This window comes from Acidianus sp. HS-5, assembly GCF_021655615.1.
In the GTDB taxonomy this organism is placed as follows: Archaea; Thermoproteota; Thermoprotei_A; order Sulfolobales; family Sulfolobaceae; genus Acidianus.
Genome location: NZ_AP025245.1, coordinates 1,307,838 through 1,326,981 on the forward strand (window position 1 = coordinate 1,307,838; position 19,144 = coordinate 1,326,981).

Sequence of the window (19,144 nt, forward strand, 5' to 3'; positions counted from 1 at the left end):
CTCGATTTTTCTTAAACTCATTTCTCTTTATAATACTCTTTCGACGGGAATTTTCCTTCTTTCACTTCTCTTACATATTCGGAGACGGCTTTGTTAATTACCTCCTTTAAGTCGACGTAAGCCTTAGCAAAGTACGGCTTAAAGTCAGATAATCCTAACAAGTCGTGTATAACCAGAATTTGTCCGTCACAGTAAGGTCCTGCACCTATGCAGATAGTAGGGACTGACAAGCTCTCAGTTATCCTCTTTGCAATTGATGAGTATACGTTCTCTATAACTACGGAGAATACTCCAGCCTCTTCCAAAGCTTTTGCATCCTTCAACAGTTGTTCTTCCTCATTCTCAGTCTTTCCTATTGTCCTGTAACCTCCTAGCCTTAGAAACCTCTGAGGGGTTAAGCCAATATGTCCCATTACAGGGATACCTGCCCTCACAATTTTCTTTACTACATCTGAGAATTCCTCACCTCCTTCAAGTTTTACCGCGTCCGCACCGTGCTTTGCAAATAGTCCAGAGTTTTTTACTGCGTCTCCGGTTTCGTAAGAGAGGAACGGCATGTCTGCTACAACTAACTGCTTAGGCTTTGCCCTAACTACTGCATCTAAATGGTGTAGCATTTCCTTCATTCCTACTTTTAAGGTGTTTTCAAGTCCTAGGACTACCATTGCCAACGAGTCACCAACAAGGATTCCGTCCAGGCTAGTTGAGGAGATGATCTTTGCAGTTGGGTAATCGTAGGCTGTGAGCATTGTTATTTTCTCTTTCTTTTCTTTCTTCTTAAGGAAGTCCCTTACGGTTATTTTCTCTACCATAAAAACAGATGAGCTGGAAACAATAATAAAAATACCTCAGTTAGTCAGCTTTTTATCCTAAAAAATGATAATTTAGATATGAGCTTTGCAGAAGGTCAAGTGCTAGTTACTAACGGGGAAGAGCTACCCGGGTACAGAATAATTGAAGTTAAGGGATTAGTAATTGGTATTACGGTTAGGTCTAGAGGTCTGGGAGGAAACATTATAGCCTCTCTGAGGAGCTTAGTAGGAGGGGAGATTACAGAATACGTGGAAATGGCTGAACAAGCTAGGTTACAAGCATTGCAGAGGATGATAGATAATGCTAGAAGACTTGGGGCTAATGCTGTAATAAACGTAAGGTTCGACTCTAACGAAATTGCTCAGAGTATGGACGAAATAATAGCTTACGGCACTGCAGTAATGGTAACCAGGGCAAGCTAAGCTACTTAAGCGGTTTTTAGTAAACACGACTTAAAGGAAACTATTTTATATTTATGAGATAAATACTCAGTTGATGAGAATTAAGGGAATAGCGACACTTTTAGCGTTAGTTCTTCTCTTATTATTGAGCCCTCTATCTTCAGATTCTGTATACTTTTATCACGGCAGTGATGAAATAGCCACTGTCAACGTCCTAGACGCGTACCCTAACTTTTACTTTTACTACTATTTTTATAATTCTAGTCTATTATCCATAGTATCTTCAGATTCTACTGTTAACTATGGTAATAATGTCTCTATTGATATAATACAGTATATACTGACACCTATAAACTATACATACGACGTAGGTAACACTACTTATATCACTTTGCCTAAAGGTTCTAAGGTCATCCTAATTCCTCTAGTTTATTCCGCAATTACGTACGGCAATAAATTATCTTACTCTTGTCTCTCCTTAATCTTCTGCTCTCCTTCTGGTGCTTATAAGGCTGTTTTAATTTCTAACTCTGAGATAGTGAATACTTCGTATTATTTTATTGCGAGTTGTCCCCATTACGAAGTTAACGTATCTTTCTCCCTTACGTGCCCCTTAGTCCTTCATGATTCTGTAAGTATATTGCTTGCGTTATTAGTGGAAGAAGGGAACGGAGTATATTATTTCTACTTCTGGAATGTTAGCATAACTTCCTTTTCTTTATAGCAGTTTGTTCTACTTTAATGTGGCTTTGGGATTTTCAACAAATCTAGATAGTTTAATAAACATATTTTACGAATCTGTACACTCCTCAGTTTAAGGGAATTGAGACAGTTAATCTACTTCTATGATTTTACACTTTTCAACTAATTGAACGTCTATCTAAAAACTTTATCGACAATATCGGGAATCTGTATTACCGAGGGAAAGTAGAACAACTGCTTTCTTTTATTATTCATTTATCCCCCACTTACTGCTTACACGAACTTTAGTCCACCAGAATAACTCCCTTTCAATATCCTATCTATTGCAAACAGCGTGACAATCATTACGGGCAGGGCAGCAATTAAAGCTGAAGAAGCTAATAAACCCCAGTTTATGCTCTCATCTCCTATCGCCAGTAACGCAAATATTGTAATTGTCTGTGCACCTTGCGGAGGGAAGGAGTAGTTGTAAGGAGTTGATGTGAATATCAGAGGATAAAACAGCAGATGCCAATTGAATATAAAGGAAAGGAGCAACACTGAGAACAGCGCAGGTCTAGATAGAGGCATTATTATTCTAGTCATCTTACCTTTTATTGAAAACACTTCTGCTGCGTCTTCATAACTCTTTGGGAAACCTAAGAAGAAGTTAAAGAACAACCAAACTGCGAAAGTTGCAGTAAATATTGGTGTCGATAGTATTAAAGCCAACCAAGTGTTCAACAATCCAGCTGAGGAGAAGAACTCGTAAAGCGGGATTATGAACGAAGTTGACGGTAATGAATAAAGGTATATTGAGAGAGGTAGGAGGAACTTTAGCTTTCCTTTTGACACTTCGTAGGCTGAAGGTAAAGCTATGAATACGGTGAAAATTGAGGCAGTAACTGCGACTATTGCACTGGATACTAAATAAGGAACTGCCTGTGAAGCGGCTGAGGAGAAGTAATTCGCAGTCAAGTCCTTGGGAAGTAAAACAGGAGGGTAATGGAAGTCCAGATAAGAACTCCTAAATGCAACTAGGAACATCCAGTAAACAGGAAAATCAAGGAAGACAAGAGCTAGAGATAGGAAGGCGAAGATTATCCCTTTGAAAACTTTATTAGGTATCCTTATCTTCAAGGACTTCCATCCTGTCCTTCTACTTCTTAACAGGAAGAGGAGAGCTATTGATGGAATTGTTGCAACTACACTTAGGATTGCAGCAGCTAAAGACCCTCCTGAAAAGTTATCGTATGAAAACATTTCATCGTAAACTAAGAGGGGAAGCGTAGTTGTGGCAAACCCTGGCCCTCCGGAAGTCATAACGTAAGGTAAGTCAAAGTTACCTAAAGCTAAGATGAACTCCAAAAGGAATGATAACCAGAACGCCTTTCCTACCATGGGTAAGGCTACTCTGAAATAGTATTCTGAAAGGCTTAGGTTATCTACCTCTGCAGCTTCCCTAACGTAGGAAGGGATTGACCTCAATGAGGATAGCATTATGAGGAAAGGCATAGGTATTGAAGACCATACGCTTACTAAGGTTACTGCGTAAAGTGCTGTACATTTCATGTAGAGGGGGTCGAACTTCATTCCTAAGAAGTAAGTGAACCAACCGTATCCTCCGTAAAGGCTTATAGTCCATATTAATGCTGATGACGTGAAAGGGATAGTATAAGGTAACATCACAAGTAAGCTGAGCGCTCTCCTCCCTTTGCTTATCATATCTACTCCCACTGCAAGGAAAGTCCCTATGAGGGAAGAAGCAAGGGCTGTGAAGAAGGAGAAGAAGAGGGTATTGTAAATTACCATGTTAAGCGGGACTAGGTTTATCCCTTGGAAAGCCGACTTAAAATCGAGTCCTACTAAAAGGAAAGTTGCTCCGAAAGGGATAATTCCTAAGGCGATGATGTAAGTTAAATAAGGTATTGAGTACTTCAAGGTATCACCTTGTATTTAAAATCAAAGTTAATTTCTTCCCCAATTTTTAGTCTCTTGTTTGAAAAAGCCTTTATTTCTTCATTACTGTAAGATATGTAAATCAAATATCTGTCCCCCCAGAATTCCACATCCTTAACTACGCCCTTATAATTCCCCTCACCAATTTTCACGTCTTCAGGCCTTATTCCTACCTTACCTTTTCCGTCATGTATTATACTCATTGGAGGGTTTCCAAAGAAAGAAGCTACAAACTCGTTTGCAGGGTTTTCGTATATCTCCTCTGGTGAACCGATTTGGATTATCTTTCCTTGGTCTATTATCGCTATCCTGTCTGCTAAAGCCATTGCCTCTGTTTGGTCGTGTGTTACGTAAAGTGTAGTTATCGAGTTTTCCAGCTGTATTTCCCTAATTAATTTCCTAGCGGAAATCCTTTGGGGGGCATCTAAGTTTGACAAAGGCTCGTCCATTAAGAAAACCTTTGACCTCTTTACTAGGGCTCTAGCTAAGCCCACTCTCTGTTGTTGCCCTCCTGAGAGCTGTGAAGGGTACCTATCGAGGAGGTTGGAAATTCCTAACCTCTTTGATACTTCCTCAATGATTTTTTCCCTCTCCTCTTTCTTCAGGCTTTCTATAGGCATTGATAAATTCTCGTAGACCGTCTTGTTGGGGTATAAAGCGAAGTTCTGGAAAACCATTGATACTTCCCTTTTTCCGGGAGGCAAAGAAGTGACGTCTTTTTCCTCAATTAAAATACTTCCTTCATCTATTTTTTCTAAACCCGCTACAGACCTAAGGAGGGTGGTCTTTCCAGAACCGGATGGGCCTAAAATTACAAAAAATTCTCCCTTTTCAATTTTTAAGCTAATCCTCTCTAGTGCGTAAAGCTTACCGAACTTCTTGCTTACATCCTTAAGTTCGACACTCATGACTTTACCCGCTTACTGCTTTAATCCAATCTTGTGCGGCAGTATTTAATGCTTGCTCTGCGGAGATTTTTCCGGTTAAGTAGCAATGTACTTCATTGTTAAATGACGGAATTAAGCTTGGATACGTAGGAGGTATGTTAGGCGGGTTTGACCATGCTTCTTCTGCTCCTCTGTAAACCTGGGTTAACCACTCTCTTTCATATGAAGGTATTGATGTGTTGCTTATTAAGCTCTGGAACGCCTCTTTAGATATTGGGAACTTACCGAATTTCAGGAAGGCAATCTTTTGAGTTTGAGGCGAAACAAGAAAGGCGAGGAACTCTTCCGCTAACTGCTTATTCGGTGAGTATTTGCTTATCCCCAGAAAATCTGTTCCTGTCTCTGCATAGTCTCCCGGTAGAGGAGCTAGGTAAGTATGGTCTCTTTCTGTCGTGTTTAAGCATGTCAGCTGTGTAGTAAATATGAAAGCTCCTGCAGCTTCTGGGTAAAATTGCGCAAAGTTTCCGTAACATATTTGTACAGAAGACGGAGAAGGTTCGTAGGATATTAAGTCGTAGTAAGTTTCTAAAGCTTTCACTCCTGCAGTCGAGTTAAATGAAGGTAGAGGATATGAGTAGCCCGATAAAGTGTAGCTTTCGAACATTATATTGTAACCGGGAATTCCGCCTATCTTTCCTTGGGTCAGCATAGGACAGTCCCTATAATACCAGCCAAAGACTGCGGGGTAAGCATCTATTATCCCATGTGAAACGTGGTCGTCAATTAGGAAACCGTATTTAGTTATTCCGTGAGTGGTGAGGAAGCTATCGACGTCTAGTACTACGCTCCAGTTTTCCCAAGTTGTTGGGTTGAAGTTCATGTGGTATTCTTCGTAAAATTCTTTTGCTAACGTAGAGTTGCAAAATATGCATTCCTTATAAGCTGTTAAATATACTGCGGTTTCGTAAGCGATTCCTATCATTTCAGTTTTACCCGTAGTTGTGTTATATATTATTCCTCCGAAGTCCTCCTGGGGCATTATTATGTCTGTCATGTTAAACATCGATTCATTGAGGCAGATCAAGTAAGGAGATACTTTCTGCGCAGAAGTTGAAGAAAATCCTATTATATCGTACTGAGTCGAATGAGCTTCTAGTGCCGAAATTTCCTCAGTTATGTATTCGCTGAAAGGATAGCATATTACCTTTACTGTGACTCCTGGGTGCTCTTTAGAAAAGAGGTTCCCAGCACACTGGATGAACTTTGCTGACTCTCCGGAGAACGTAACTACTGTCAATGTTACAGACGTTGTAGTAGTCTTATGAGAAATTGCTAAGTAAGCCGCTAGTCCTGCTATTATAACTATTACGACTACAATGAGGGCTATTATTGTTTTTGATATACCTTTCATTTGAGGGCTTTTATGAACTTTATTAAAAATTTTTATTGTCTTATCTTTAAGAACGAAAAGATTAAAATATTATAATGAGAAGATAATAGATCGAGTTCATAGAGTATTGTAAAGGAATTTTAAAGTTTAAAATTTTAAAAAGGAAATTATCAGATCTTAATTTCATGAATCTGAAAACTTTCGGCCAACTCTCACTCTATTTTTAAAACCGGATATAATATGGGAAGAACTCAGCCGTCTTATACCAAAGCCGTAAACGAGGAAATAAGTAAAATAGAGAAAGTCTTAGAGAGAACTCATTCCAGTGAACTGCTGGACTACTTGGAGAAGGCTAAAGAGAGAGTAAGGTATTTCCAGAATGCCTCTTATGATGAAGATTTAGACCCACGGGATATAGTACTCCTTTCAATTCTTTCTTCAATAGCGGAGGAATGTAAAAATGGAAGGTTACGTAGTTGACGCAAAGCCTATAAAGGGCGGATTAGTCATTTACCTAAACGGGTTTAGGAGAGCGTTTGTAAACACAACCTTTCCTGTGTATGCAATTACCGATAACCCTGAAGCAGTTTTGCAACACCCTTACGTTAATACGTTTTATGAGGAAGAATGGAAGGATCTGAACGGGAATAAAATAAAGCTCTATAGGTTTGAAGTTGACGACATCTCAGCTTATTATTACATGAAGAAGAGGATAAAGGTCGTTAATGAAACTCCCTCGGTAGTTTCTCAAACTCTCCACAGGCTAGGGGCACTTCCCTTTAGGTGGGTTAAAGTAGAGGGAGGAAAAGTAGTCGAGTCGAGGGAAGAATTCCCTAAAGTTACGGGGATAACGTCGAGAGCTTACGTCAACCCTAAAGTTACCTATGCTACTGTAGTACCCATATCTTGGTACGGAGAAAGCGAAAGGGGAGATAAAATGGAAGTAAACGGTGAAGTAGTAGATGGAGACGTAAAGGTAGACGTAGCAGAATGCCTAGGAGAAGGGTGCAACAAGGTGGAAGCAATAGTAAAAATAGACATGTCAAGGAAGCGTTCTCCTGTCTCTATAAAAGGTTTAATAGAATGGTCTTACACTTCTAAAGTCCTTTTGAGGGAAATAGCTTACTCAACTATAGGTAAAGCTTTAACTGCAAACGAAGCTTGGGTCGCGTTAGAGAGGAAGGTGATTATACCCAGGGTAGTACCTAGGGTAGAGAAGATGAGAACTTTGGACGAGCTGAAAAAAGTAGATAAAGGTGGTCTAGTAATCTTCCCTAAGGTAGGCTGTTTTGATGATGTTTATCAAATAGATTTTTCATCAATGTACCCCTCCCTAATCGTAAAGTATAACATCTCAGCGGAGACTGTAGACTCCTGTGATGACCTTAAGACCGAAATAGGTCATTTCCTGTGTTTCAAGGAGAAAGGAATAGTTCCGGAAGCACTCGAGTGGTTAATAAAGAGAAAAGAGGAGCTTAAAAAGGAAGACGAGGAGAGGGCTGAGGCTATAAAGTGGATTTTGGTAGCATCTTTCGGTTATTTGGGCTTTAGGAACTCTAAGTTCGGCAAAATAGAGGCATACGAGCTAGTGACTTACTTCGCTAGGAGGACCTTAAGGGAGGCTGTTGACTTAGCTGAAGAAATGGGACTTGAAGTATTGCACGGTATAATAGACTCCCTTACGGTAAGGGGAGATCATGTAGAGGACTACGTAAAGAAGCTTGAGGACGTAACTGGTCTGAAGGTTAAGGTAGAGCATTTTCCATGGATGGTGTTTACTAAAAATAAGGAAGGTCTTCCTTATCCTACTAGGTATTTCGGTAAAGGAAAAGCGAAGGGAGTTATAAGGGAAAACATGCCCAACGTTGTAAAGGAGTTTTTAAAGAGGTCACTTGAGGAGCTTTTTAAGGCAGACAGTTGTAAGGAGATTGACAAGGGTAGGCTTTACGAGATATATAAAGAGTACAGGAAGAAGATAATTTCCGGCGAACCTAAGGACTATGTCATATGGATTAAAGGAGTACCTTACGTTAGGGGTTTAAAAGGTTTTTATGACGCTAGAGGGGGTTTTCAAGGTGTCGATGTCTTCTATTACTTAAATTATCTGGAAAGGGCATACGAGGAGCTGGTAATATGAGATTAGGATTTAAGGAGATTGACTCAATCATTAGGAGGGACAGGATAGTTGAGTTTTACTCTACGGAAGAGGACTTACTGTACCTAATTTACCATAGGACCTTGGTTTTATCATCCCCTATAAAAGTAGTTATAGTCTCAGAGAGGGGAGGGATAGACCCAGGACTAGTAGAGAGGTTTGAGCACATTTTCCTTAAAAAATCTGAAATTTATATAAGGAGGGCTTTCAAGGCTGAAGACGTTAATCCTACAATTGAAGCTATGGGTGACGGCGAATTAGTAATACTTGACCCTTTTCACCACAAGAGGCTTTATACTGAAATAGTTTCATCAATAAGGAAGAGGAAAGGGAGGACTTTCATATTCAGCTTCATGGACAGGGAGAAGGAAGGTTCGATATTTGCTTTGCACTCTTCTCACTCAGTAATAAAGATAGCGAAGAGGGGTAAAGGAGGTTTTTCCTTCATAGTCATGAAGAGCGTTACTGTAGATAACGTGGAAATACCTTACTCTGTGTGGGAAATTTTTGGTAAGAGTAAAGGAGGAGGGCTTATGAGCTTTATCTTAAGGGAAAGCTAGTTGACAGAAGGTGTTTATAATAATTACTTAAGGAAAGCGTTACGTTAAAGGTAAGATGTCTTATAGTATAACAGTTGTAACGTAGCTTAAAATTTTCAACAAATCTAGGTATTTCCATAAACATATTTCAACGACCTATATATCTTCTCAGCCTAAGGTAACTGATTATCGTTAATCTGCTTCTCAGACTTCATACTTTTCAATTAACCAAACGCAAATTTAAAAACTTTGTAATACCAGGAATTCCATATTTACCAAGGGAAAGTAGAACAACTGCTATCTCTGGTATAAACAAGACAAGTAAGTAAATTCAAAGCATTGATAACTATGAGTGTTTCATGATAGAATTTCCTTTAAACTCTCAGAAGAAAAATAGGGATTTCCTCCTCGTTTAATACCTTTACGTCCTTGGGGTAACTCCTGTGCTGTCTTTTACTCTTTATTTCTATTTTATATTCCCCTGCTATAACGTCTATCTCCACCGAATTCTTAAAATAATATACGTTCTCTACTTTCCTCCTTAAGTGTTCTTGTACAACGTTCTCCAAGAGAGCTGACTTATCGAATTCCTTATTGACCCACCAGGAAACTGCTTGGAGGATAAAGGGATCTCTGAAGAATACCTTCTTCTCCTTCCTCTTTATTATTTCATCTCCTCTTTTTAAGTAAGCTACGTCAACTAGGAACAGATCAATTAGGAAGTTTATGTACTCCTCTACAGTATTGTGAGATACTCCTATATCTCCTGCTATAGAATTAAAAGATAACGCTGAAGGTATTTTATCTAGCAAGGAATAAAATATGTTCTGGACTAGGTCTGCCCTCTTTCCTGCCCTATATATCTCGGAGAGTATTGACTGTATAAGGGTCTCCTTACTATTAGGGCCCTCATTTATTGACCTTGGAAAACCTCCTAGCTTTAAGTATTCCTCAAATAACGCATATGCAAGTCTCGTATCGAAAAGTAAGTCTTCCTTCGTCTTTTTACCCTTAATTTCAGCAAATTCTGGGTAAGATAAGGGCATTACTACTATCTCTTTTCCTTTACCTCTCCTTCCTGGGAATTTTTCCGGGATCTTAGTAAGCCCTATTAAAGATGAACCAGTAACTGTAATTGCTGCGTTCTGGAATTCTCCTGAGTCTATGAAATACTTAAGAATTCTCCACCACTCATCTATTGCGGTTACCTCATCAAGGAAAACTACGCCATTCTCTTTCCTCCTCTTCTTCATCTCCTTTATCAGTTCTTCCAAGATCTTTCTGAATTCCGAAAGGGAGGTAATATAATCAAGGTCTAGGTAATATATTTCCTCTGGGTCTTTCCCTCTTTTAATCATCTCCCTTATAAGGAGTTTTATACCTGTAGTTTTACCTGTTTGTCTAGTGCCGTAAACGAAGTTTAAGCTGAAAGGCTCTAGGCCGACTTCCTTTATCCACTCTGGAACCCACTTAATTTTCTGTGAATTCCACTCCCTCAAATGCTTATCCTTATCTTCCCAATTATCATAAAACCACCAGGGATTAATATTATTAAACGTCTCCATTCTTGATTTTCTACTGACAAGAGATTTATAAACTTTTGTCAGTTGAATGACAATACTGTAAACAGAAAATATCAGAGAAGGAAAAATAAGTAAAATAAAAAGAAGGAAGTTTACTCCGGTGGTATTTCCTTATAGTTTAAATCTATATTAATCCCTTTTTTCTCGTTGTACACCTTTGCTGAGACGTAAATTATTATTCCTAGGGAGATTAAACTAAGGACGTAAGCAATGCCCGGCCAGAAAGGTGCTCCGTTTGATATTACTCCGAAGTAAGGATTAGTGAAAGCCTCGTAACCCATGAAAATCATGAATAACGCTGAGATAACAGACGATGCTAGCATTCCAGTGTTCTTCTTTTCAAGGCTGAATTTAACTCCTGCAAAGGACACTAAGAATAGGTAAGCTATTGCAAGAGGAGTGTAAGAGTATAAAGCTTGTACTCCCTCGGGGCTTATTATAGGCACTGCTAAGAAGACGAGAGTTACTATAAAGTCGAGTAAGTGAGCATATACTGGCGAATTACTCTTATTTAACCTAGAGAACATTTCAGGGAATAATCTATCGAATGAGAAGGCAAAGACATATCTAGCGAAGACTACTACTCCGAAAGCCATTACGAAGAATTCCCAGCTGATTAAAGAGATCCCTATAAACCACTGTAATACTTGGTTCCCTGAGAGTGCCATTGCAACGCTCCAGAAGTTGTAAGTTGATGTAGGGAATAAACTGAAGTTAAAACCGTAGCCTCCTGCAACGCACAACAAGTAAAAGGGGACTGTTATTAATAATAGTGTAAGTAGGCTACCCAGCAAGATGTTGTATTTTATTCCTTTTTCAGTCTTTATTTCTGCAGATACTGCAGGCCCTGCGTAAAGCCATATGTAAGCAAATGACGCAAAGTAAGGTATCATGTAAAGAGTTGATGGCAAACTAAACGTAGGTCCGGTGTAAGCTGAAGGTTTTAAGTTAAAGTTCTGCAGGAAAGGCATAATCCTTGTGTGGAAATCTGGAATGTTCACTCCAACTACTATCATAGCCGTGATTGTTCCTGCTATTGCTAAAACCCCCAAAGCCGTAACTAGGGTGAACCCCCATTTAGGTTTTGCTATGTTTATCCCTATTATTATAGCGAAAGCTATTGCTGCCAGTGCGTAAATCAATATTTCCTGAGATAACGTTACTGGACAGTAGGGATTAACGAATATTGTTCTCGCCAAGTTAAGTAACCCTCCTTCGTGATTTAAAGTTCCTATTACTTCAAGGACAGTATTTATTGCCGCTACAGAGAAGAACGCCGACAACGCAAAGTAAGGAGGCATGTTAAACGCTAATGCTATACCCATTACAGACCCTATTTTCCCGCTCAGCTTCCTGCTCAGCCAAACGTAATCTCCCCCTGTTCTGTGGATTTCTACGATAAAGAACGTATAGAGGAAGACTAAAGGTAAAGTTATGAGGAAAGTAATTAAGGATGCTACCCATAGTACTGCACCTTTTACTATATAAGGGGATATTCCGGTAAATATTGCCAGTCCTGCTCCCATGTTTGCAATATTGAGCATCATCGCATCTGCAAGGGAAGCGTTCTTAACTAATCCTGAGGAATTTCTTACGAATTGCATGAGATAAAATTTTATAGATTATTTTTAAGATTATCCATCGAAAATGTGTTCGGAATACTCTTCGTATTAATAAGTTGCTATATCCGTAACGCGGTCTTTGTAACGTAAAGTTATAAAATAGGGTTCAAAGGGGATAGAAAACTTCACTATTTACGGTAGACCCAAAATCTGGTTAGTCGGCTAATAACGACCTATGAGAGTTTAATGTGGTTGTATATAGTTGATTTTATAAAAATTTTTAGAAATTTCTAAACGATGCGTTAGATCTTTTATCCACAAGGTAAACTGAGGAATATTATCGCAATATTAGAAAATAATGAGAGGAAAATAAAGTAGTTAAAAATTATGCAAAAATACTACAGTCTCATTGGAATCACTTGGATTCATAGAAAGTAATAAAATCCTCTCCTTAATAATTAGTGATATGAACTGTTCCACTGAAGAGATTAAGGAAATACGAGGATTCCAATTTTTTATTAACAGCTGTGATAAGGACGAGTTATATAAGAAAATAAGTGAAATAAAATCCCTCTCAGATTCTTCAGGTAAGACTTACATTCTCAGGATAGCTGAGAGTAATTATTTCAGATTTGAACTACTTTTCATACCTAACGCTGTTACTCTATTATCTGTAGCAACTGCCAGAGGAACAAATAATATTAACTTAAGGGACTTTGAAAGTCTCGACGATTTAATTTCCCTATCATGTTGTACCTCATCTAATGAACAGCTAAAGGAAGCTTCAAAGAATTTCTTAACAGAAAGGAGTAATGAGGCTGAAATAGTCGACTTCTTTTCACGAAAAGAAGAAGTAGAAGTTAACCTGGACTGCAGTAATGTAACTTGGAAAGAGATAAAGTTCCCTGAAACAGTGGAAGGTAGATGGAACACTACAGAGTTAGCGACAGTAGGTAAGCTTAGCTTGAAGGCATTAGCTGGACAAGTAAAGTTTCTCACGATATCAACAGAAAGGCCTCAGAACTCCATAAAGTTTACGTCATTTGAAAGGCTCTCCTCACTCTGTTGTTTCCTTAATCTAGTTAAGAAAAAGATTGACGAATGTCCTGCACTTATAGACGCAATTAAGCCCTTCCTGACCCAGGAAAGGAAGAGGAGAAGCAGAAAATAGAACGAGAAGTAATTTCATATTACGTCCATAGAGTAGAGAATAAAAATTTTCGCGTTATCCTTCTTTTATGGAAGAATTAATTAAAAAGTTAATATCTTTTAAGACCTACGGCGGAAATCAGCTTTATGAATGTGCCTCATTCATTAAGGAATATTTAGAGAATCACGGATTTAAGGCAGAAATAAAAGAGTACGTTAAGGGCTATCCTATAGTACTGTCCTCGAGTGGAAAAGGGAAACCCCTAATGTTAAACGGACATTTTGACGTAGTTCCTCCAGGAGAAGGTTGGTCTTCAGATCCTTTTACTCCTAAAGCTATTGAAGATAAAATTTACGGTAGGGGATCTACAGACATGAAGGCAGGGCTGGCAGTACTCATGGAGACTTACGTAAGTATTGCGGACAAACTAAACTACTCACTCCTTTTTACAGCAGTTCCTGACGAAGAAACAGGTGGGAAAAATGGAAGCAAGTTCCTTGCAGAGGAATACTCCCCATTCTTTGTAATAATAGGTGAACCCACAGGCTCTGAAAGAGTAAACATTGGTGAGAAAGGGCTTTTGCAGGTGAGGGTTAAGGAAAGAGGTAAGTCTGCTCATGGAAGCACGCCTTCTCTGGGAGAGAATGCAATACTTAAGCTTGTAGACGATATTACTGAATTAAGAAGGAGGATAGAGAAAACTGAAGTCGCGATACCTAAAGATGTAGAAGAGGCAGTAAATAACGTTAAGGAAATTGATGAGAGAATTTATGGAGACGTGAAAAAGATAACTTTCAGTCCGGGAGTAATTAAAGGGGGAAGCCAGGTAAACGTAGTTCCTGATTATGCTGAGGCGGAAATAGATATGAGGATCCCTCCCGGAGCGAGCGTTAAAGATATCATGAAGAGAATGGAAGGTATTGAAATTATTAACTCCTCTGAACCTAACTATACTCCTTTACCTCCTTTCATCAAGCTGAAGCCCTTCATAACTCCTTACGCGACTGACGGTAGGTATTTTAGAATGAAGGGAATTCCTACAATCGTCTACGGTCCAGGAGAGCTGAATAAGCTTCATTCTCCAGATGAGTTTGTGAAGATTGGAGACGTTAAAGCTTCTCTAGAAAAACTAAAGGAAATTCTGTTAAGCATTAATAATTCCGATTATTTTTATAAATGAACGCTTTAATACCTCTAGCTACTCTTTACACTGTGACTGAATTAAAAGCCTCAGACTTGGGCATAAATTCAGACAAGAAATTAAAGAAGGAATTAAGCAAGTGGCAATTACTATTTATGTCGTTCGGAAGTATAATAGGTTCGGGCTGGTTACTTTCTCCTTTATATACTGCAAGCGCTGTAGGTGGTTATTCTCTCCTTGACTGGATAATAGGTGGTATTCTAGTTCTTTTTATAGCATTACCTTATGCTGAACTCGGTTCATCAATACCTAAAAGCGGTTCATTAGTCAGATATCCTCATTACTCTCACGGAGGATTTGCAGGGTTTATTTCGTCTTGGGTTTACTTAATTCCGGTGATATCTTCTCCTGCTATAGAAGCTTCAGCAAGTGTAGGTTACTTAAGCTCTGTTTTTCACGGGCTCTCATACTGCGGGCAATTAACTTACCTGGGAGTAGCGGTTGCCGTTGCGCTTATAGTTTTTTACTTTTTCCTTAATTACTTCGGGATAAAACTGCTTGGTAGAATTACAGAAGGTATAGGGTGGTGGAAGTTAATAATACCCTTCGCCACTGCATTGTTCCTGCTAGTTTTTTACTTTCATCCATCAAATTTCAGCTTGTCATTTTCTTCATACGAAGGTTACACGGGATTTAACGCTATACTTTACTCGATACCTGTAACTGGAATAATATATTCTTACGGAGGATTTCGACAAGCGGTAGAATATGCAGGAGAAACTAAAAACCCTAAGAACGTCCCTTTTGCATTAATAGGAGCGCTTCTCATATCTTTAGGTTTATATTTACTCCTAGAAATAGCATTCGTGGGTGCAGTAAACTGGTCTTATGTATCAACTACTCCAGGGAATTGGACTGCGCTTTCGTCTTCGGTTTACTCTCAAGGTCCATTCTATGAACAGATAAAGTCTATTCCAGCATCGGGATTAATTTACTTAGTTCTCTTATCCTTGTCCGTAATTCTTCTCTTAGATTCGATAATATCCCCTAGCGGTAGCGGTTGGATTTACGTAGGTACTTCTGCAAGAGCTGTTTACGGTATTTCCGCAGACGGATATTTTCCTTCAATACTACTGAAAGTAGACAAGAGGGGAATTCCCATATTCTCCTTAATCCTTTCAGTAATAGTTGGCTCACTATTTTTACTTCCTTTTCCTTCATGGATAGCCTTAATAGGATTCCTTTCTGCAATAGGAGTTTTCAATTACATAACTGCTGGAATAGTTCTCCAATCGCTTAGAAAAACCGGAGGAGAAATTAAAAGATTTTATAAGCTACCCTATGCTGAAGTTTTGGCTCCTCTAGCTACAGTTTCAGCAGGGTTAATAATTTATTGGTCGGGCTTCGCTTACGATTTCTACTTAGTAGTAGCTGCACTCTTAGGTTTGCCAATATTCTTTTCATACTACGCTAATAAATTCCTTAACTTACCCAAGTTAATAGCAATAATTGCTGCAATGTTTAACACTATTCTGGTGTTAGTTCCATCAATTCTATTTTATGAGAATACGAACTCCTTAAGTTCTCCAAATAACTTATGGTTCTTCGTAAGCCTTTCAGCATTTGCAGTAACAGTACTGTTTGACGTCTTAGTTTCGATGAAGTTTTTAGATTTAACCGCAAGGAAAGAGATCCTAGCGGGGCTCTGGATTTTCATGTATATCTTAGGACTTTATGTTATATCTTACTTTGGCGGTTTCGGATTATGTATATTAATTCCATTCCCATGGGACACAATAGTAGCAATATTACTGGGGCTTTCGATACATTACCTCGCTGTAAAGAGTAGCATAAGGACAAAGGCTTTAGATGAGATAGTCAAATCTATAAAAGAGGCTACATAGTAAAACATACAATATATTCCATATTTAATGATGAATCATGGATAAAATGATAGCGCTTATTATAGTAGCTGTAATAATAGTCGTCGGAATAGTAGTAAGTGCATATTTTATAACTCATTCTTCATCTCCTTTCACTACGTCGATCAGCTCTACCTGTAGTTCCAGTTTTACTACTCCAAAAGTTATACAAGCAGGAAATTCGGTAATATGTAAATCTTGCATAAAAGTAGCGCTAGGTGATTGTGGCGGATTTCTAACTGTAGTTGGAGTAGAATTTAATCAGTGTAGTGTACCTGCTTCTGTAACGTTAACATCGGGAACAAACCACGTTACATTGCCTAAACCCTCTGATCTGACTCCTATCTCAGGACAGACTTATGAGTTAACGCGTCTTAAGTAATTGCGAAACAGTAACAATAACTGCTTCATAAATCATGAAAAATTCCTTTTATTATTCATAGGTAAGATTATTTTTATTCAAAATATGATGATGGAAGCCTAAGTAAATTCCACTCTGGTTTCGAATACTTCTTTTCATAAAGTTCCTCGGCTAGCTTAATTTCCTCGGTAGTAGGTAAATCAAAGTAAGGCTTTTCTCCTAGAAGAGAAGCATACTCCTTTATTATTGCATCTATTATCTCCGTAGTGTCTATCTTCCTCCCGAGGGCGTCAACAAGGTTAGTAACGCGGTACTTTACTTCTGATACGCCCTTGTCAGAAAGCTTAGCTTTAGAAACTTTAAGCACCTTACCCATTAGCTCAAGGTTAGTGTTTATAAGCAATGTACCGTGGAGTAAGTAATATTGATCGTAAAGAGTTGCTGAAGTTCCAGATACTTTCCTATCATTTACGACGACGTCATTTATGTTTTCAACTTTGACGTCAGCAAAATTCTTTAACGCATTAACAAAACCGCGTAAAAGGACGTCATATAAATAATTAACTCCTCCATCTTTGGGTCCTTTAGCTGCTATAGTCCATATTAAACAGTCCATGTCTTGATAAACGGCACCTCCTCCAGTAAACCTCCTTACAACGTCAATCTTGTATTTCCTTACAACGTCAAAGTTTAGCTCTTCTTCAGCAAGCTGGAAATAACCAACTATTGCTACATTCTTGTGCCTCCAAAACCTTAAAGTGTTATCTACCTTCCCTCCCTTTAAGTTCCTCCATAGGCTCTCTTCGAAAGCTAAGCTGAAGTATGGGTTCTCATCATTTTCGTAAAAGAGAACTCTCATAGTCCTACCTCCTTTAATGCTCCTAGTATTGAGTTTTTAAAATCGTCCACTGTACAACCGAAAAGCATTACTCCAGACAAAGATTCTTCAAGAATTTTAGGAATTTTATGGGCGTCGCTAGGTGTTAGTCCTTGCAATCTTTTTTCGAGGTCGAAAATTGCATCTTCAGGGAAAACCATGAAGTCTCCAGTTATTTTTATATCCAAAGTATCTCCATAATACTTTACCGTAGTTCTTATTATTCCCTTCTTTGCCTTCAGTTCGTAAATTCCGATCTTCATTACTTCTATTTTTATTTCTAGTTTAAAAGCTCTCTTTTCGCATACTCGGAAAATGGCATTTTTAAAGAAAATAGAACATAATATAATTGCTATAATCCATCTAAGCCTTTTACTTTAAAAAATGAAAAACATAATTAATGAATTATTTTATTATAGTAGTCCAAAGTCCCTATACAGTTTAATAGTAAATAAAAACAAAGATTTATATTGAGTTTAGCACTTCAGTTTTCCGATAGTGTGGGCAGTTTAAAAGAGGTCTTATCCAAATTGATTATATTAAAAACTTTATTTTATGAATAATAAAAATGTTTAATTATATGGAGCATCACATTGTGTAGAAACATATTGAATATATTTCTGGTAACCCGTTAGCCTGTATCTTTGCATGTTCCATGATTTTCACCTCTCCACAGAATGTGTTATTCCCTATAGCTATTTCTGCATGGGCATATATAATTCCTGATAGGCTATTACCAACAGCAGTAAAGTTATAGTATTGCACTTCTAAATTGAAAGCGGTTACATTCTTTAATTCATTTTCGAAATTAGGTACTGAATAGTTTCCTGCTATCGGTAGTTTAGAGCAGACTAATATATAGCTCGGGAATTCTCCTATTCCTAACTCAGATATTACTGGAGTATCCTTAGAGCACATAGCGTGGGGATAAGTAATTCCATCTAGTGCCATCTGGTACTGTATACTATTTAAGTAATTATAGACATCTATGTTGCTTATTTTCCATGTAAACATTGATGAATCACTTAATGTGACGTGATATAAGACGTAAATAAACGTGGTTCCTCCAGTGGTGTTAACATTACAATATTTTACTAATGCTGATATCATGATAGCATTTGGAGACATGTTATATACTGCTCCACAGCATAGGAAAGCCCTGACTATCGGGTAAGCAAATATTTGTGAGAACATTTTACCTACATTAGTGGATCCAGTAAAACTACCGTTAAGTTTACCTACTGAAATGAAGCCGTTAATATTTGGACAGAACATACTCGCAATTCCCTTAGCATTGGATGAGGCTAAATATTCCAACGTTTGATACGCCGTAGCATAACCAGCCTCCATATTTAATTCGGATAATAATAGTGATTTATTGCCATAGAACGATTTATTTAGCCCCTCATAATATGACTCTAGTTTACTAAAATAACTCACTAGCGCAGCATAATTACTGGATAGGGTAGTATAATTACTTTTGATATCATTATAGGAATTCACTACGCCACTAACTTCACTTTTTAGTGAATTATACTTGCTTGCGATTGAGTTGTAGCTAGAACTCAGTGTTGATATTTCTGAATTTAAATATACTCCCACTGCAGCTACGACTATTAATATAATTATAAATAATATCATTCCTATCTGGGTTGGTTTCATATTTATATCCTCAATAGAATGAATCCTTATTAGAATATAAATTTTTATGAGATCTCATAGA

The 19,144-nt window shown here is 38.1% G+C and carries 18 protein-coding genes; 9 read left to right on the plus strand and 9 right to left on the minus strand.

Annotated features, from left to right (window positions below; genetic code table 11):
- Positions 1–17: 17 nt before the first annotated feature.
- On the minus strand, positions 18–812 hold the full coding sequence (gene panB, locus HS5_RS07055; RefSeq protein ID WP_236750513.1) for a 3-methyl-2-oxobutanoate hydroxymethyltransferase: 795 nt from the start codon (positions 810–812) through the stop codon (positions 18–20).
- A 78-nt stretch (positions 813–890) separates the two neighbouring features.
- Between panB and HS5_RS07060 the strand changes: the two genes are divergently transcribed.
- Both HS5_RS07060 and HS5_RS07065 read left to right on the plus strand, forming a co-directional pair.
- Positions 891–1,235, plus strand: a complete 345-nt coding sequence (locus HS5_RS07060) for a heavy metal-binding domain-containing protein (RefSeq protein WP_236750515.1) — start codon at positions 891–893, stop codon at positions 1,233–1,235.
- Between the two features lie 73 nt (positions 1,236–1,308).
- Positions 1,309–1,938, plus strand: a complete 630-nt coding sequence (locus HS5_RS07065; protein WP_236750517.1) for a hypothetical protein — start codon at positions 1,309–1,311, stop codon at positions 1,936–1,938.
- A gap of 251 nt (positions 1,939–2,189) precedes the next feature.
- On the opposite strand, the gene HS5_RS07070 is transcribed toward HS5_RS07065, so the two are convergent.
- From HS5_RS07070 to HS5_RS07080, 3 genes are read right to left on the minus strand one after another with little or no spacing between them, the layout of a single operon-like run.
- A complete protein-coding gene (locus tag HS5_RS07070; RefSeq protein ID WP_236750518.1) occupies positions 2,190–3,836 on the minus strand; it encodes an ABC transporter permease subunit in 1,647 nt (548 codons plus the stop codon).
- Complete coding sequence (locus HS5_RS07075; protein ID WP_236750520.1) at positions 3,833–4,762, minus strand: ABC transporter ATP-binding protein; 930 nt, start codon at positions 4,760–4,762, stop codon at positions 3,833–3,835. The genes HS5_RS07070 and HS5_RS07075 overlap by 4 nt, the downstream gene beginning before the upstream one ends.
- 4 nt (positions 4,763–4,766) lie before the next feature.
- Positions 4,767–6,152 (minus strand): ABC transporter substrate-binding protein, encoded by a 1,386-nt coding sequence (locus tag HS5_RS07080; protein ID WP_236750521.1) that lies wholly within the window; start codon positions 6,150–6,152, stop codon positions 4,767–4,769.
- Positions 6,153–6,371: 219 nt separating this feature from the next.
- On the opposite strand from HS5_RS07080, the gene HS5_RS07085 reads away from it, so the two are divergent.
- The 3 genes from HS5_RS07085 to HS5_RS07095 are packed head-to-tail and all read left to right on the plus strand — an operon-like array spanning position 6,372 to position 8,846.
- Positions 6,372–6,611 carry a DNA polymerase II gene (locus HS5_RS07085; RefSeq protein ID WP_236750522.1) on the plus strand — a complete coding sequence of 80 codons (240 nt, stop codon included), beginning with the start codon at positions 6,372–6,374 and terminating at the stop codon, positions 6,609–6,611.
- Positions 6,592–8,268: a DNA polymerase domain-containing protein gene (locus tag HS5_RS07090; RefSeq protein WP_236750523.1), complete on the plus strand. Its 1,677-nt coding sequence runs from the start codon at positions 6,592–6,594 to the stop codon at positions 8,266–8,268. Before HS5_RS07085 ends, HS5_RS07090 begins: the two co-directional genes overlap by 20 nt.
- Positions 8,265–8,846: a hypothetical protein gene (locus tag HS5_RS07095; RefSeq protein WP_236750524.1), complete on the plus strand. Its 582-nt coding sequence runs from the start codon at positions 8,265–8,267 to the stop codon at positions 8,844–8,846. The genes HS5_RS07090 and HS5_RS07095 overlap by 4 nt, the downstream gene beginning before the upstream one ends.
- Positions 8,847–9,199: 353 nt before the next feature.
- On the opposite strand, the gene HS5_RS07100 is transcribed toward HS5_RS07095, so the two are convergent.
- Positions 9,200–10,390, minus strand: coding sequence for an ATP-binding protein (locus HS5_RS07100; RefSeq protein ID WP_236750525.1), 1,191 nt, complete (start codon positions 10,388–10,390; stop codon positions 9,200–9,202).
- A gap of 110 nt (positions 10,391–10,500) precedes the next feature.
- Positions 10,501–12,012 (minus strand): amino acid permease, encoded by a 1,512-nt coding sequence (locus HS5_RS07105; protein ID WP_236750527.1) that lies wholly within the window; start codon positions 12,010–12,012, stop codon positions 10,501–10,503.
- A 367-nt stretch (positions 12,013–12,379) separates the two neighbouring features.
- Here HS5_RS07105 and HS5_RS07110 point away from each other — a divergent pair, with 367 nt between their 5' ends.
- The 4 genes from HS5_RS07110 to HS5_RS07125 all read left to right on the plus strand — a co-directional run bounded on the left by HS5_RS07110 (position 12,380) and on the right by HS5_RS07125 (position 16,565).
- Positions 12,380–13,141, plus strand: coding sequence for a hypothetical protein (locus tag HS5_RS07110; protein ID WP_236750529.1), 762 nt, complete (start codon positions 12,380–12,382; stop codon positions 13,139–13,141).
- 67 nt (positions 13,142–13,208) lie between these two features.
- Positions 13,209–14,300, plus strand: a complete 1,092-nt coding sequence (locus HS5_RS07115) for a M20 family metallopeptidase (RefSeq protein WP_236750531.1) — start codon at positions 13,209–13,211, stop codon at positions 14,298–14,300.
- A 32-nt stretch (positions 14,301–14,332) separates the two neighbouring features.
- Positions 14,333–16,165: an APC family permease gene (locus HS5_RS07120; RefSeq protein ID WP_236750533.1), complete on the plus strand. Its 1,833-nt coding sequence runs from the start codon at positions 14,333–14,335 to the stop codon at positions 16,163–16,165.
- A 37-nt stretch (positions 16,166–16,202) separates the two neighbouring features.
- On the plus strand, positions 16,203–16,565 hold the full coding sequence (locus HS5_RS07125; protein ID WP_236750534.1) for a hypothetical protein: 363 nt from the start codon (positions 16,203–16,205) through the stop codon (positions 16,563–16,565).
- A 73-nt stretch (positions 16,566–16,638) separates the two neighbouring features.
- On the opposite strand, the gene HS5_RS07130 is transcribed toward HS5_RS07125, so the two are convergent.
- From HS5_RS07130 to HS5_RS07140, 3 genes are all read right to left on the minus strand, one after another.
- Complete coding sequence (locus tag HS5_RS07130) at positions 16,639–17,403, minus strand: biotin/lipoate A/B protein ligase family protein (protein ID WP_236750536.1); 765 nt, start codon at positions 17,401–17,403, stop codon at positions 16,639–16,641.
- Positions 17,400–17,684 (minus strand): hypothetical protein, encoded by a 285-nt coding sequence (locus HS5_RS07135; RefSeq protein ID WP_236750538.1) that lies wholly within the window; start codon positions 17,682–17,684, stop codon positions 17,400–17,402. The genes HS5_RS07130 and HS5_RS07135 overlap by 4 nt, the downstream gene beginning before the upstream one ends.
- Before the next feature lie 325 nt (positions 17,685–18,009).
- Complete coding sequence (locus HS5_RS07140) at positions 18,010–19,083, minus strand: hypothetical protein (protein WP_236750540.1); 1,074 nt, start codon at positions 19,081–19,083, stop codon at positions 18,010–18,012.
- Positions 19,084–19,144: the final 61 nt, after the last annotated feature.